The following is a 16953-nucleotide window of genomic DNA, read 5'->3' as shown; positions in this document are numbered from 1 at the left end:
GAGCCATCCGGCACTTGTGCAGAGCCATCCGGCACTTGTGCAGAATCATGCGGCACTTGTGCAGAGTCATCCGGCACTTGTGCAGAGCCATCCGGCACTTGTGCAGAATCATGCGGCACTTGTGCAGAGTCATCCGGCACTTGTGCAACGCTGCCGCACGATTGTATCGTGTGGCTCATTATAAATAAACAAAATCCTTACTTTATTTAAAAGCCGGCTCTTAATATTTAATCTTTTAAGAATACACTGTTTGCTATCGCAAGCAAGCCTTCTATCAATTAAAGCTTATGGTACACGATACAATCGTGCACCAGCGGGGGGGGCATCTGGCCATATTTGATTGCCATCAAAATCTACTTCTTTAACCTTCTTATTTGTTTTGGGGGCTGAAACATCCCCTGTAGGGGTAATAGTCGGTTAAAGATACAATTTCTGCGTTACCTGTGCCAGTTTTTTGTCCGGTTACTACGGCGCGTACGGTGCCCAAATGATCGGTGAGCTCAAAACGCAGGTTGGCGGCCACTAAGGACACGAAGACGGTGCCTCCGGCGGGTTCGTTTACATGGTAGCTACCCAGGCGACCACTGCCATACAACATATAATAGTGTGGTGTTTTTTTCCCTTACAGTAATGGCAGTTACGAACTGCCGGTTAAAAAGAAACGGGATCCAGAGCTTAACTCCTACAAATCAAAATCGCTTCTTTGAAATCATCTACATTTTCAGCAGGTATCCAACATTCATCAATGCGCCTGACATAAAAACTAATATGAAACCCGGTATTTGTCTTGCTCAAAATAACTTCTAACGACAAATTATTATTTTGTTTATCCCAAATAATCAGCAACTTATTCAAAAAAAGAATTGCTTGTTTAAAAACGTTTGTTCTAACATAGTCATCAACGTGAAAAGAATTAATAAAGCATTCATAACCAGTTCTATCTTCAAAATCACTTAATTCCATATGATTTTGAAGTTCAGAAAAATGTTTTAACAAATAACAACCATCCTTTTCAACGAATCCTCTATTTAACATTGTTACCAGTGATTTACTCAACCGAGTACCCTTGCCTATATCCCTTATAAACAAGTTAAGCATCTTATGATTAATTATATTCATTCTATCTCTCCTAAATATTTTAATCCTTTTTCTATTCCTTTTTTAAACCTTCGATTATTCAACAAATCATTAACTTTTTTAGGAGCGTTTGGAAAAGAATTTGAAGACGGATCATATATATATTTATTTCCATCATTATCTTGATAATGCACCTGTCCTCGCCTTTGGGAAGGATTTGGATTTTCAACATCAATCCGCTCTTTCCCCTTTCCTTTCCACATTGTTTTACTTACAACTCTTGTCCCTTGATTTGAAGTCCCCCCTGTATTTTTATGAATTTCTTCACTCCCGCTTCTTTTGATGGCATAGTAAAGCTGACTTGAAGTTGCACCGAACTCAACTGCACCATTTATAACCGTAGCTCCTCCATGGACTACTATTGTGGTACTACCAGCAATGACTACAACACCAGGTACAGATCCAAAACCTGTAGCAGTAAGAACGGCACCAACAAAGTCTCCACCTAGGCCAAGCAGTGCTTCAAAAATACCAGTTATCATGGCTGCGGCATGCCCAACAAGTTGACCACTAATATAGGAAACCTTATACTTATCAATTATGTTAGAACTATCGTGATGTCCGGCACTCATCAAGTTATCCGAAGCCCACGCATTTGCAGTACCTCCTACAAAATAAAAAGCCTGATTAGCTAAATTTCTAAAAATGTCTCTTATAGGTGTATTATTCCCTTTAGTTACAACAATATCAACATCACTTAAGACAAAATGGTTTGCCGTTGTTCCTAATTTATTAGGCCCATATCCTGTTGTGTTATCCTTATCAAAAAATCTCGTACTCCCTTCCCCGGAAGAAGACCCTCCGGAAGGACCAGTGGTGAAATCTTCGCCGCCATCCGGACCATCCGTACTCGCTCCCCAAGGGTCAATCATCGCCACCGGATTCCCGTCCATTGAAACGTACGGACTTTGCCATGGGTACACTTTGGGGTCGGGCGTAAGCCAACGGCCAATGCGTGGATCTAATGCTCTAAAAAAGGTGGTGTAACCTGCGCCGCCCGACATTTCGGGATCGCGCTCACTACCCTGGTAGCCGTAACGGTAGGCCTCTGACTGGAAGCTACGGCCCGGCATATCCATGCCATAGGGATAATAGTCGGTTAAAGATACAATTTCTGCGTTATACTTGTCCTTAAAGGGTTAATTACGATATTAAACACACATTTTTAAGACTCCGCAGACCTCAAAAAAGAAACTTTCTTTTCTACCACTAGAGTTTTCATACAATAAAAAACAACTATTTTCGGCGTTCTACACCAAACAGATCATTTATTTTCGTTTAACAACAATTTTAAATCCGTACTAAGCGTTTTCAAAATAGCATCAACATAGAGACAACAAAAATGGCATCTCAAACAAAATAAAAAAAGAGTAATTTCCGTCCCACAAAAACAGCAAAAGACACCAATGACACACTATTATTCAACATCCGGAGAAATAAAAAATGATCGGCCATCACAAAAAAATCAAAAGCGCAAAAGTTATAGGCTTGATAATTTAGGATGATTTATAACTTGCGAAAATAAAATGACTGGGCTTGGGCCTCCAATAATGAAATGCGGCAATATTAAAGAAGAACTAAAACGGACTTCTTCAAAAAATCATGAATGCAATAAGACGATCAATATATGTTGAAAATCGCAAACCATAATTATAAACTATTCATCGTATTACAGCTGCTTACCGCTTCAGTAATAAAAACCAGTGCGCAGGACACAACTTTTGTTGTGATATCGGGTATTGTTTTGGATGAAAAGCAGGCCCCACTGATTGGCGGTCATATCACCAGTAATAGTGGAAGGTCGAGCGTGACCGATAAGGAAGGGCACTTTACATTTGATACGCCGGAGCAACTACCTGTCGTCATCACCATTTCAATGATAGGATATAAAAAAAAGGAAATCACCATCACCTCAAAAAATGACGTTCCCCTAACCATAAAGATGCAACCACAAAGCGAAGTTTTGCAGCAAGTGGATGTAGAAGCCTCGGGTACGCGCAGCACACACAATCAGCGTTTAAATGTTGAACAGACCAATCTCCTGCCCTCAGCTGCAGGTGGCGGCATTGAAGGGCTTGTGCAGTCACAGATGGGCGTATCAACCAATAATGAACTAAGCAGCCAGTATCGGGTACGAGGCGGTAATTTCGACGAAAATCTGGTTTATGTTAACGGACAGGAAGTGTACCGTCCCTTTTTGATGCATTCGGGACAGCAGGAAGGCCTCAGCTTTGTAAACCCCGACCTGGTTGAAGAAGTGGAATTCTCGGCAGGCGGATTCAGCAGTTCATACGGTGATAAAATGAGTTCCGTTCTTGATATACAATACAAACGCCCCCAGGCAACCGCCGGCAGTTTTTCAGCCGGCATTTTAGGCGCCACAGCGCATCTTGAAGGCGCCTCACGCAATCAAAAACTGACCTGGATAACCGGTGTCCGATACAAAACAAACCGTTACCTGTTGGGTAGTCTGGACGAAAAAGGCGATTACAACCCCAACTTCACCGACGTGCAGACTTATCTCACCTATCAGCTCTCGCCACGCATATCATTGGAATTACTGGGCTACTATTCGCTCAACAAATACGAATTTATACCTCAGGATCGCGAAACCACCTTTGGCACACTTTACGAAGTCAAACAATTAAAAATATATTTTGAAGGACAGGAAAAAGACCGTTTTGAAACCGGATATGCTGCCTACACCACCAACTTCAAAATAAATACAACTAACGAAATAAAATTAACGCTGTCCGGATTCCGCACCTTTGAAGAAGAAGCCTACGACATAGATGGTGCTTATTGGCTACAGGAGACTGACGACCCAACAGGCGACAGTGATAGTTTCACACAGATTGGCGTTGGCGAGTACCTTCAACACGCCCGCAACGACCTATTGGGAGAAATTGTTTCGGCCAGTATAAAAGGGCTGCACCAGCACCCCAAAAGTAAAACCTCATGGAGCCTCGAATACCGGCGCGAATTCTTTAAGGACCGCGTCAATGAGTGGGAAATGATCGACTCATCAGATTATTCCATCCCCTATAATGGCGCGAATCTGGAACTGGCATACAGCAAAAATGCCCATCATGAACTGACCAATCACCGTATAAACGCATTTATAAAAAATGAGATGTCATGGTTTGTGGGAAAAGGTCGCTTACTGGCAGATGCCGGTGTACGTTCCACTTATTATTCTTTTAACGATGAATGGCTTATCAGCCCCCGGTTATTACTGAGTTACCTGCCGCAAAACAAAAACAGTCGCTATCGTCTTTCGGGCGGCTATTACTACCAACCCCCCTTTTTCAAGGAACTGCGACGCACCGACGGCACATTAAATAAAGACATAAAATCGCAGCAATCCATTCAGATAGTAGCCGGTTACGACCTCTATTTTGATGCCGCGCAGCGTCCGTTTAAATTCACCACCGAGGTATACTATAAATGGTTAAAAGACCTTATTCCCTATCAGGTAGACAATGTCAGAATTGTGTACAGCGGGGAAAATGAAGCCAAAGGCTATGCCGCCGGTATTGACTTTAAAATAAACGGCGAACTGGTCCCCGGCGAGGAATCATGGGCTACACTATCGCTGCTAAAGACCGAAGAAGACCTTTATAACGACCAGTGGTCAGATCCCGATCGCAGTGGAGAGCCGGGTTACATACCACGGCCGTCCGACCAAAGGTTAAATTTCTCCATGTATCTGCAGGATCATTTACCCGGCAATCCGAATTTCAAAGCCCATCTCAGCTTTCTATTCGGCACCGGACTGCCCTTTGGCCCGCCCCGATCAGAACGTTATATGGCAATCAACCGCATGCCTCCATACCGACGTGTTGATCTGGGGTTATCATACGACTTACTAAAATGGCATGCCCTAACAAAAAAGGAGGCTAAACATCTCAAAAACTTATGGCTGGGCATTGAGATATTCAACCTTCCAAATATTGACAATACAGTGTCGTACTATTGGGTCACCGATATATTCGATCGTCAGTATGCCGTTCCCAACTACCTCACAAGTCGTCGCATTAACATACGATTAACGGGTAAATTTTGAAACACAGATATACACTGACTTTCAAGGGACCGTTCTCCGTAACAAAAAAAACAGCGACGAAGTCAGTTTCCTTTTCGTAAATGACTGTTTTTAGGACAAGCGTAACGACGTAGTTGGGCTTTATAACCAAACTCTAATTACATCCGCTCAGGCACCTCGGCACCAAGTAACCACATACACTTACGTATGGTATTTCCAACCCCATTGCACAAAGCCAGACGCATTTCGCGCAACGCCTCGTTCTCTTCGAACAGTATTGGGCTGTCGTGATAAAACTGGTTGTACTCTTTGGCCAGATCATAAACATAATTGGCAATAATAGCGGGGCTGAAAGAATTACCGGCATCTTTCACCACATTGGGCAAGTTAGCCAGAGTACGCACCAAATTATTTTCTTTTTCGGATAAGGTGACTGTTTCGGGTGTGCGCCCTTTCCAGGCCATTCCTTTTTCCTGTGCTTTGCGGAATATTGACTGAATACGTGCATAAGTATATTGCACAAAGGGGCCTGTATTACCGTTAAAATCGATGGATTCGGCAGGATTAAACATCATGGTTTTACGAGGATCGACCTTCAGGATAAAATATTTCAGGGCACCCAGGGCAATCATTCGGTACACCGCTTCGGCTTCTTCGTCGGAGTAACCTTCCAATTTTCCAAGCTCCTTAGACATATCGCGGGCCGTATTGACCATTTCTTCCACTAAATCGTCGGCATCGACAACGGTTCCCTCACGTGATTTCATTTTACCCTGAGGTAACTCCACCATTCCATAACTAAAATGTACGAGATCCTTACCCCATTCAAACCCCAGTCGATCGAGCAACACCGAAAGAACCTTAAAGTGATAGTCCTGCTCATTACCAACCACATATACCATTTTATCGATTTTGAAATCGTTGAAACGCAGACGGGCCGTTCCAATATCCTGCGTCATATAAACAGATGTACCATCTCCCCTCAACAACAATTTCTCATCCAGACCTTTATCTGTGAGGTCGGCCCAAACACTGCCATCCTCCTTTTTAAAGAATAAACCTTTTTCAAGACCAGCCAGCACTAAATCACGCCCCACGGAATAGGTATTCGATTCGTAATATATTTTATCGAAATCGACGCCCAATGTTTTATACGTCACATCGAAACCGGCGTAAACCCATTCGTTCATCATTTTCCAAAGGGCAACCACCTGGTCATCGCCGGCTTCCCATTTCAGCAACATTTCGCGAGCTTCGGCCATTAGCGCCGATTTTTTCTCGGCCTCCTCCTTACTCAGACCTTTTTCCTGCAAGGCCGCCAGTTCCTTTTTATATTCCTGATCGAACTTCACATAGTAATCGCCAACCAAATGGTCCCCCTTCTTCCCGGTTGACTCAGGCGTAGCGCCATTGCCCCACTTTTGCCAGGCCAACATCGACTTACAAATGTGAATACCACGGTCGTTAACAATGTTGGTTTTAACCACTCTATACCCATTGGCCTTAGCAATTCGTGACAGCGAAAAGCCCAATAAATTATTACGGATATGGCCTAAATGAAGTGGTTTATTGGTGTTTGGCGAAGAATACTCAATCATCATCAATGGCGACGTCTCGCTAACCGGAACATAACCAAACGACGCCTGTTCGTTAACCTCGTTGAGTGCTTGCAGCCAGTATGACTGCGACAACGTAATATTTAAAAATCCCTTAATCACCTGGAAGGAATCTATCACAGACATTTTATCCTGCATATAACGTCCGATGTCGCGTCCTGTATCTTCAGGCTTCTTCTTCGACACTTTAAGCAATGGAAAAACCACCACCGTAAAGTCACCCGCCTGATCCTTACGGGTCAGCTGCACCAGCAGCAACTTCTCATCAATTTTTTCACCATACAAAGCTTCAACCGCCTCCAGGGCTAGTTGCTTCAATTGCGATTCAATAGTCATCTCAAATATATTTGGGCGTTATACACAATATAAACTGCAAAGATAAAAATTTGAATTGATTAGAGCCGTTAGAACAAACTCAATACAACAGCTATTTTCACAATAAAAAAAATAGTGTACTTTTATATCTATATTGTTTTGTTTTATTTTGACAAAGCAACTACAAAAATACAACTAACAGCCATACATATATACGGTCATACTTAAAACACGAATAATGAATCCACTAATCATAATATCATTCAATAATATATTTTTAAATCATTTGCTATCCGTTCCACAAGCAAATGAAGCCAATATGATAGAAACACTTCAGGCAGCTCTGTATGCAACACTTATACTGGTAGGCGTCGCCATGGTTGTCTTCTTTTACCTCAATCTGCGCAAGAACTTGCGACGGAAGCAACGTACGCCACTTCTTAAACCCGAAACGCCGGATTCAACAGGGACCAGTGAGCCGACACTTTCATTTGACCAAATTCCCATTCCTACCGCCCTGTGCGACAGCACCGGCATTATTCTATATGCCAATCGATTCTTCGCCAATGTCTTTGGCTCCACCTCCGAGCACATAAATAAACTCTTAATATTCAATATTCTTCCGTCCAACATATCACAGTCCCTGACTTTTACCAATGAAACAGCCGCTGGTCTTTCGGGACATTCGGAACATCTGTTTTTTAGTCCCAATACCAACCGTCATTACAGCGTAAGCTGGGAAAAGGCCGACAAAAAAATCTTTTCGGCCAACAGTTATTGGGTCTTTCTGGAAACCACACACGAAACCACAGCAGGAAACCGAAAAAACACACAAAGTCAGGAAGACGCTTTTTTACAAGCAATAGACTTTTACCCTTCGGCCATATTTATTGAAGACTTAAACGGCGTTTTGCTGGCAGCTAATAAAACAGCCTGCCAGATGCAAAACATCGACCTGTCGCAAATAAAAACTGAAATCATTACCAACACATCATTGGACGAAATCAGAGAAGAATTACTTCAAACCCAGCCATCGTCGGAAGGAAGCTATCAGGAATTCAAAACCCTTTATTACCCTTCAACGGGAAAAGCTATGCCGGCACAAATTCTGGCCGGACGATTCACCTACTTTGACCGGCAAGCTGTTTGTTACATTGTAAAAGACCTATCCGATTTTATAGACGTAAAAAAAGAGCTGGAAGACTACAAGATGAAATCTGAAGAAAGCGACCGTCTAAAATCATCCTTTCTATCCAACTTATCGCATGAAGTGCGCACGCCTCTGAACTCCATCCTCGGTTTCTCCGAATTACTGGCAGAACCCGATACAGATCGAAGAGACCGGGAAGAATACCTGCGCATGGTACGACAAAGCGGCAAGAATCTGTTAACCCAAATCAGTAATATGATTGACTTCTCAAAAATTGAAGCCGGGTTAATTAACATTAAAGCTGAACTGTGTAACATTGAGACACTGTTTCACCACCTTCATGAATATGCCACCGAAGATTTAATAAGTGATAAACCCATTCAATTATATTTTGAATTACCCGAAGAGATTTCACAAAGCAACATCATAACAGACCGATTCCGGTTGAAACAAATTTTAAAAGTATTCCTGTCAAACGCACTCAAATACACCGACAACGGGGTTGTTGAAATAGGAGTCAAACTCAAGGCTCCTCAGCTTTACGAGTTTTATGTCCGCGATACAGGCATTGGTATTCCTGAAGAAAAGCACGCACAAATATTTGAGAATTTCCGACAGGCGGATGATACTAAAAGCCGCAATTTCAACGGTATGGGACTGGGATTATCTATTGCGGCACGGCTAATTCAATTTTTGGGCGGTCATCAATGGGTCGTTTCCCAGCCACAAAAAGGATCTGAATTCCGCTTTGTAGTGCCTGACTCACTCTATCCTCTCGATTCACCAATACGGCAGGTGTCAGGCGGACCATCAACCATGATTAAAAAAATCATGATAATATCTCCCAATGAAAGCATATATTCAGATCTCAGTCAGGATTCAAAACCCATAAATTATCAAATTTTCTGGGCCCAAAATTCTTCCGAGATGAAGAGCATGATGCTATCCAACAAAATCAGAATTATCCTGATTGACATTGATAATCTTCCTTTCTGGCAGGAACTGGTCGGCAAGATTAATGCATTTAGCAAGGATATCCGGATAGTTGGAATATCAAACACCGTGGATATAAAACGTAAAGAACGGTTAATGACGATGGGCCTTAACAATGTGATTAAAACCACCATTAACATTCCTGTTTTGCTCAATATACTGGAAAGAAATGAAGTGCCATCGCTTCAATTTCTTACAACATCTTTTAATCAAAATTAAAATCTACAAAACCGGAGATTCATCTTCAATGTTGAAGTAAATAGTAATAGAATAGGTGCCATCCACCTTTTTATTGTTGATGCGGCGAGGCAACCACCTCCAGTCATCAGGAAATTTCTGACAACGATTCAACACCGCCTCAGTTAACAAAGGACTGGCAGATTGTTCGACCGAAAATTTCTTTATTTCACCTTCGGATGAAATAAAAACAAGTAGTTTCACAGTGCCCTGAATATTATTATCAAGCGCCTCGGCCGGGTAACCAAAGGAAGAAATAAAAGTGTAGGGCACCAGAGAACTTCCCAAAAACAAACAGGGCGACTCGCGGCTAAGTTCTGCCTGTCGATCGCGTCCGGCTATTTCAACCAAAGAATCGAGGTCGTAATCATAAACCAGCTCCATAACTTTCCCCAGGTTGAAAAAGACCCACTTCCCCACTCTACGTCCACGGTGGTACTGTCCGGCTTCGATGAGATGACTTTTATAATAAAGCCGGTAATCACCGTCTTTCTGCGAGGTGTCAGCCGGATTGACATTATACACCTCCTGAAGCATGTCGTTCATAATTAAACGCCGACATTGCGCCTCCAGTTCACTACCATAAACACTCATCAGGGCCAACACCATCAGAGCAAATAATCGCCACCTCATCATGCTAAAATAAAATTTGTCACCAGATCTTTATTTCTTGCTGCTACTAAATAAAAAAGGATTTGCGAAAACCATACAGGCTAATTCACAAATCCCCAAAAATATTTAGCCCAAACAGGCTTCGTATTGTTACATTAATCAGGCCTCTTTGACACTCTCTTTATTTGCTACGTCAAATAGTTTTCCAAACTTCTCGACCATTTCTTTACGAACCTTTGAAAAATAGGATTTGATCAATTTAGGATTATCCTTTCCGTCGGGATGATTCACCTTTGCGATCAAATCATTTCGAAACTCCAAAGCTTCAGTAATTTGATTCACCAACTCTTCATCAGAAGTCTTAAAAAAGATCTGATTCATATAAGCCTGAGTTACCAACTCAGAAGTTAAAAAGTTAATATCTTTTTTTAAGGTGCGAACATTTGCCATAACTATTCATTTTAAAGGATTGCAATTCCAAAGATATTCAAATTATTGAATTATATAACCAAACTCCTGACTTTATAAACAGGCACTAATTAGAACCAAGCTGCGACTCCATAAAATCAATTACCTGACGTCTTAAAGAGTCGGGTAACGTATTAATTCGGGTGAGATGACAACCGCCGGGACACACCACTTTCAGGCTATGTTTTAAGTCCGACACATCAGGCGAAGTGGAACTCCAGGGATCGTTACTGCCAACAATATGAATGGTAGGCGGATCAGCCCGGATAAACCGTTTCAAAATAGAAACCGATGTTTCGGGTATGAATTCCACATCTTCAACACCTTCGGGAATTAATATATCGCTACTCACAAAATCGGATGTTAAAACCTTGAGCCAGGGTTTCAAGTCATGCGTATTGTAGCCATAATAGCCCAACTGGTGATAGGCCTGATAGAAAAAAGGCCCCGTATTAGCCGATTCCTGATCGGAGAAATAACTAAAATCAATACCGCGATACAACTGGTCAAAAAGCTCACGAGAAGTTACTGTGGCATCGGGGATTTCAGAAACCGGAACACACCATTGCCAAAAGCTGAAGGGGTATTCAAGCACCGATAATTCAAATGCCTTTTCCAGTCCCATTTTAAATGTCCATCCTTTGGTCTTAGCCAGCTCGCCAAGCATCAGAATCATATCATCGCGCCGCTTCAACACCTCTTTCTGAAAAGTTAAGATCTTTAAACGATCGGCCTCACTCCCAACACTATTAAAAAAATCGGGTAAGCGATGATCTTCGCGCTCAAGATTAAACGGAGCCACATAAGTCACTGTTAAATCCACTGATTTTGGGAAAAAAGCCCGGTGAATCAAAGCCATCTGTCCGCCTTTACTAATGCCGGTGGTGATCCATTTTCCTTTATATAAATCATTGAACAGATCAATAACAGCCTGATGATCACGCGCTGATTGCTCAACTGTCAGATACTCCCATGGCATCCCTTGTGGAACCGATTTCCCAAAAAAACGATGTTCAATAATGATTTGATTAGCACCTAACATAGAGGCCAACTCACTCACATAATTACGAGAGGCCGAATAGCCTTCAGTGATCACAACGGTAGGGGCCGACAATGATTTATGCGACAACCAGACCCGCTGCTTAAAAGTTCCGGCAGCCGGGTTGTCATGATCGAGAGGTTGTTCAACCCAGACCAGATAAGCCTTTTGGAAAGACGTATCGCAATCGATGGTCTCAACCGAAAATGTACCAGAAGCCTTCTGAAGGTCATCCAACGACGAATAGGTGGTACTACAACCACTCAGTAACAGCAGAATCAGGCCTGCAAACCAAAAAAAACGAGAGGTAGAAATTAACATTCCAATAATTTTAATATCAACAATTAAATCACACTATTCAAAACGACGCTTATGCCCCAGCACAATCTTTAAAACCACAATTGTACATGCCGGAACAAAACCAATAATATTGGTAATAATAAGAATCCAGTTATCAAGCAGTATCCCGTATATCAACCAAAAGACAATACCCAAAGTATTGATCACATACATGAGCAACGAAATGCTGGTCACATTTCGATACTTAATAATTTTATAAGCCTGTGGAAACATGGCTGTAGTGGTCATCACAGCCGCCATAATTCCAAATGTATTAACCAACATCAACCCAGTTATAAATAATTAAAAATAAACCCATTGCAACCTAAAACTAACAGACTCCATTTTTTACATCCCAAATTCGGGGAAAGGCACAATTAGCAAAAACCACAAATTTAACTTTGTTTACACAAATCAGAACCTTTACAAAGAGATTCTTTCATAACCCCCATAAAAAAACATGGTACCAATTGGCACAATCAATAAACTGGTTGTTGTTTCTATTAAGTGCCGGCAGGGAAAGAGTAACTACTGCCTTACGCTTGTCCTCAAAATGATCATTTATACTCCAAAAAAACATTCTCAGACGACAAAAACCCTGAATTTGAACTTCCGGACTAAAGGCCCATCCACAAGGACAGGCACTATTTAATTTGGCCTTTTACGGTGCTAGGCGGATGTCCAAACTGCTTACTAAAGCATCTGCTAAAATAAAACGGATCGCTAAAGCCCACCTTATAGGCAACTTCAGAAACATTATTGTTACCATTCTTTAATAATACAAAGGCATTCTTCAACCGCACTGTTCTGATCATTTCATTCGGCGAAAGATCTGTAAGTTCCTTAATCTTTCGATATAACTTAGAAGAACTAATGCCAAATTCAGAACATAGAAGCTCTTTATTCAGTTTCGGACTCATTATATTTTCCTGAATAAACACTTGTATTTTGCGGATAAATTCATCATCAGCCTGCGAGTGAGAAAGCTGGTCTATTTCCATGTCTGCATCCGCAGAATAGCGCTTTTTTAATTTTCTTCTGTTATCGATGATATTTGCGATCTGAACCTTCAACAATGAAGGATCAAAAGGTTTTGAGATATAAGCATCGGCGCCTAGTTTCAGCGCCTCTTTCTTATTTTCTATTTCGTCCAAAGCGGTAAGCAGAATAACCGGGATATGACTTATTTCGTCATCCTTTTTCAATTGCCGGCAGAATTCAAAGCCATCCATTCGTTCCATCATCACATCAGACACGACCATAATCGGTCGGGTTTTCCTCACCAGCTCCAGTCCTTCCTCCCCGTTAGAAGCCTCATAGGTGCCATAGGTGTCAGACAGTGTATTGACAATATATTCACGAAGCTCTTCATTATCCTCTATAATCAGCACTGACTCCTTATTCGCAAAAGACGTAATGACATCTTCTTTATGTTCCTCTATTGAGGCTTTTACAGGAGGTGTAATAATGTTGCATTCGAACAATTCATCGCTGGCATATGACTCTTTACCAATGGGCAGATGAATAAAAAAAGAGGATCCTTTATTTATCTCACTTTCAAACGATATTTCCCCATGATGAATCTCTACCAGTGATTTCACAAAAGAAAGACCAATACCAGAACCTGTGTTATACTTTAACTGTTCCCTTACCTGATAAAATCGATTAAATATCTTGCCTTGTCTATTCTTAGGAATTCCTATCCCGGTATCCTGAACAGCTATCTGAATATATCGGCTTTCCTTTTCCACGATATCCAACAAAAGTTTCACTTCCCCATTTAAGGTAAACTTAAAAGCATTGGAAAGGAGATTGAAAATAATTCGCTCATACTTGTTAACATCAATCCATCCCTCTATCTTTTCTTCCTTACATTCAAAAGAATAAGCCAATTGTTTTTGGTCGGCCATTATCTGAAAAGACTCAAACAATTGCTGCGTATAATGCACTATTTCAATGTGCGACACCATTAATTTAACCTCACCCTGCTCTACTTTTCTGAAATCAATAATCTGATTTACAAGCCCCAACAAACGCGAAGCATTGGAATATATTAACTGATGCTTTTTTCGCACCTCCTGGTCTACATTACTAAGCTCAAGTAATTGCCTGGCCGGGCCGAAGATAAGCGTGAGAGGCGTTTTAAGTTCATGCGAGATATTGGTAAAAAACCGAAGTTTTTCTTCATTAAGTTTTTCATCTTTTTCGCGTCTTATTTTTTCAAACAGCAACTCTTGTTTCATCTTCACCCTAAAAATGATAACCCGCCTGATTTGAAAAAGCAAAAAAGAAATGACTAAAAAATAAATTACAAAAGCTTTATAGGTATACCAAAATGGGGGTAAAATATTTATCTGATATTCCGAAACATCGCTCCAATACCCATTATTATTTCTGGCTTTTATTTTGAATTTATAGTTACCCGGCTTTAAATTGGTGTATTGAACATTTCGCTGATCCCGTCCTACCGTAATCCACTCCTCATCGTACCCTTGTAGCATATACTGATATTGATTCAGCTTCTCGCTAACATAAGAAGGGGATGAAAAAGAAATTGAAAAATCGCGGTTTTGATAATTCAAATCAACCGCCTTCAAATAATTAAACCCCTTACTTAAAATCACTTGCCCATTAATCTCCTCTCCAATAATAACCTCTTTATTATGAACAATAAACTTATCAATATTCGGTTTAGGCGAATAAGTATTCTCGTAAATACCGGCAGGAGAAAAGTAGACAATTCCATTTTCGCCTCCTAAATAAATTCTGGAATGATCAAAATACAGAAACCCCCTACGATTATAGATGGTAGATCTGACCCCTGTTTTAACTGAAAAAAATTTCAGTTCCTTATTTCTTGGATTAAAACTGGCAATTTTGTTGTAATTAACGTTTAGCCATATTTTCCCCAGCGAGTCAACGGCCATATCGGTAATCCAAAGACATTTTAATTCATCGGGGCGAACAACTTTCACAAAATCATCGATCTCCTGATCGTAGTAATAAAGCCCACAACGGGTTCCGGCCCATAACATGCCTTCATCATCAATAACAATATCTTTTATCTCAATAGTAGACACCCCGGAGCTACCACCTTCGGTATTTATGTAATTTTTAAGTGTATTATGGGCTCTGTTATATTTAAAAACACCATATTGAGTTGCAAACCATATAACACTAGAATCATCCTGAATAATTTTATTGATGCCTTTGAGATTTTGGACCTCTGATTTTATTTTCACATGTGTTTTAGTTAATAGATCGTATTCCAGCACCCCTTCATAATGCGATCCGACGAGCAATTTTGAGGGTGACACCTTTAAAATCGAAAACACAGGCGAATCGTTAATTCCCACGTCAATAATCTCATTTTGAGCAGTGAGATAATTGTATTTTAGAATTCTGCCATCCCATAAGCCACAATAAAAGACCTTTCCATCGTCGGTATAAATACTGCCTATTCGCTGTTGTTTGGATGATATTTGTATTAACGTTTTATTTTTAAGCAAATACAATCCGTTGGAATGAGTTCCCAGTAGCAGATTACCGTCCACTGTTTTTCCATAGCTACTTATATCCAAAGCCACATCCTTAGCCAGACTTTGGCCGCTTATTGTTTTAAACTGATTTCGAAAGGGATCGTACTTATCCAGACCATTTTCAGTCCCTATCCAAAGCACGCCCGACTTATCAAAAAACAAGGATATAACATAATTATGAACTAAGGATAAGGGGTTTAACAAATCTTTCACATACCTGTCATATTTACCAATAGAGATATCTTCTAACCGATCGCAGACCAATAAACCATTTAAAGTACCAATCCAGTATCTTCCATTAGGCCCCTGGGTGATGCATCGAAAAAAATCAGGTGAGCTATTCTTTTGCTCCAGCAGCTCAAATTCATCTGTGAATTTATTCCTTTTAAACAATCCGTTACGCGTACCAACAAACACATCGAATTTATGATCTTCATAAATAAAAAACACATCCGGATCGGCGCTGTTATCAACCAAAGAATTATTTATACGATAATGTTTAAGCTCTCTGATACTGTCGTTGATGTCCAGCTTAAAGGCATACACCCCCTGTCCAAAAGTCCCTGTCCAAATCGTTTTATCATGCGTTTGAACAATAGAACGGACATATTCAACGCCATCAATTTTAACAGGGACAAATAAATCGTTACGATGGTCGTAATAACAAACGCCATTTTCCTTGGTTCCGACCCAAATCCGTTTCTGTGCATCAACAAATAAAGACCGGATTTTATTTCCAACCAGATTAGAATTATTGACGTCTGGATGAAAAGTTTTAAAAGTGGAAGTTGGAATATGAAAGCTGGTTAAACCATTACTTGTGCCTATCCACAAATAGGTATCATCTTCGAGTACTAATTGCGTAATATCATCATCCTGCAAATAATCAGGGTTGTCAATCTCCCCGCTAAAAGCATCAAAATCGAAACCATTAAAACGATTAACGCCACCAAATGTACCAAGCCAAATGTAACCATTAGAATCCTGCAAAATTGATCTTATGGAATTATGAGACAGTCCCCGTTCATCGTTATAATGCTCAAAACGGAGCTCTTCAGCCCGGATTACGCAGGAAATAATTAAAAGTAACCCAATAATAAAAGGAGTCCTTGCCATAATAAAACAATCTATAGCGAAAAAAATCAATCAACAACTTCGCGATGAATAAGGGCCGTGCGCGACCCTATTTGAACCAATGCCGGGCTTAGCAAAATTATATTATATTAAAAGGCGCGTTACATATAAAAAAAGTCCAACTTCTGAGTTCTGTCTGCTCTCCACATGGCCATTTACCGTTTAAAATTCTCATTTTTTTCGCACACTGCAAGCCTTGAATGTGAACTATCCGGCTCAAACTTCTGACTTTGCGGACAGGCACTCATTAAACAAATTAAAAATTTCCCGGACAGCAATAAAAGTATACAATATAAGGAATCATTGGTGCGAGAACAACTATATCGGAA

At 40.8% G+C, this 16953-nt stretch carries 11 protein-coding genes; 2 read left to right on the top strand and 9 right to left on the bottom strand.

Going from position 1 to position 16953, the window contains the following annotated elements:
- Positions 1-370: 370 nt before the first annotated feature.
- From ACT3CD_RS11715 to ACT3CD_RS11705, 3 genes are all read right to left on the bottom strand, one after another.
- Entirely contained in the window at positions 371-598 is a 228-nt protein-coding gene (locus tag ACT3CD_RS11715) for a hypothetical protein (RefSeq protein ID WP_444645817.1), read from the bottom strand.
- A gap of 77 nt (positions 599-675) precedes the next feature.
- Positions 676-1035 carry a hypothetical protein gene (locus ACT3CD_RS11710; RefSeq protein WP_444645816.1) on the bottom strand — a complete coding sequence of 120 codons (360 nt, stop codon included), beginning with the start codon at positions 1033-1035 and terminating at the stop codon, positions 676-678.
- 80 nt (positions 1036-1115) lie between these two features.
- Complete coding sequence (locus tag ACT3CD_RS11705; protein WP_444645868.1) at positions 1116-2249, bottom strand: RHS repeat-associated core domain-containing protein; 1134 nt, start codon at positions 2247-2249, stop codon at positions 1116-1118.
- A gap of 515 nt (positions 2250-2764) precedes the next feature.
- Between ACT3CD_RS11705 and ACT3CD_RS11700 the strand changes: the two genes are divergently transcribed.
- Complete coding sequence (locus tag ACT3CD_RS11700; protein WP_444645815.1) at positions 2765-5203, top strand: TonB-dependent receptor; 2439 nt, start codon at positions 2765-2767, stop codon at positions 5201-5203.
- 137 nt (positions 5204-5340) lie between these two features.
- Here the strand turns inward: ACT3CD_RS11700 and argS are convergent, their stop codons facing one another.
- Positions 5341-7134, bottom strand: a complete 1794-nt coding sequence (gene argS / locus ACT3CD_RS11695; protein WP_444645814.1) for an arginine--tRNA ligase — start codon at positions 7132-7134, stop codon at positions 5341-5343.
- A 217-nt stretch (positions 7135-7351) separates the two neighbouring features.
- On the opposite strand from argS, the gene ACT3CD_RS11690 reads away from it, so the two are divergent.
- The gene (locus tag ACT3CD_RS11690) at positions 7352-9475 is read left to right on the top strand and encodes an ATP-binding protein (protein ID WP_444645813.1); all 2124 of its coding nucleotides are present in this window, start codon (positions 7352-7354) and stop codon (positions 9473-9475) included.
- 3 nt (positions 9476-9478) lie between these two features.
- Here ACT3CD_RS11690 and ACT3CD_RS11685 read toward each other — a convergent pair whose 3' ends face one another.
- The 5 genes from ACT3CD_RS11685 to ACT3CD_RS11665 form a co-directional block, all read right to left on the bottom strand.
- Positions 9479-10129 carry an energy transducer TonB gene (locus tag ACT3CD_RS11685; protein WP_444645812.1) on the bottom strand — a complete coding sequence of 217 codons (651 nt, stop codon included), beginning with the start codon at positions 10127-10129 and terminating at the stop codon, positions 9479-9481.
- A gap of 135 nt (positions 10130-10264) precedes the next feature.
- Positions 10265-10555 (bottom strand): hypothetical protein, encoded by a 291-nt coding sequence (locus ACT3CD_RS11680; RefSeq protein ID WP_444645811.1) that lies wholly within the window; start codon positions 10553-10555, stop codon positions 10265-10267.
- A gap of 85 nt (positions 10556-10640) precedes the next feature.
- Positions 10641-11933, bottom strand: a complete 1293-nt coding sequence (locus tag ACT3CD_RS11675; protein WP_444645810.1) for a S28 family serine protease — start codon at positions 11931-11933, stop codon at positions 10641-10643.
- 33 nt (positions 11934-11966) lie between these two features.
- Positions 11967-12236 carry a SemiSWEET family sugar transporter gene (locus ACT3CD_RS11670; protein WP_444645809.1) on the bottom strand — a complete coding sequence of 90 codons (270 nt, stop codon included), beginning with the start codon at positions 12234-12236 and terminating at the stop codon, positions 11967-11969.
- 359 nt (positions 12237-12595) lie between these two features.
- Entirely contained in the window at positions 12596-16606 is a 4011-nt protein-coding gene (locus ACT3CD_RS11665) for a hybrid sensor histidine kinase/response regulator transcription factor (RefSeq protein ID WP_444645808.1), read from the bottom strand.
- Positions 16607-16953 lie beyond the last annotated feature (347 nt).

Origin of the sequence: Geofilum sp. OHC36d9, from assembly GCF_052400685.1 — a bacterium.
Classification (GTDB): Bacteria; Bacteroidota; Bacteroidia; order Bacteroidales; family Marinilabiliaceae; genus CAZHHH01.
This window is presented reverse-complemented; position numbering and strand designations above follow the sequence as displayed.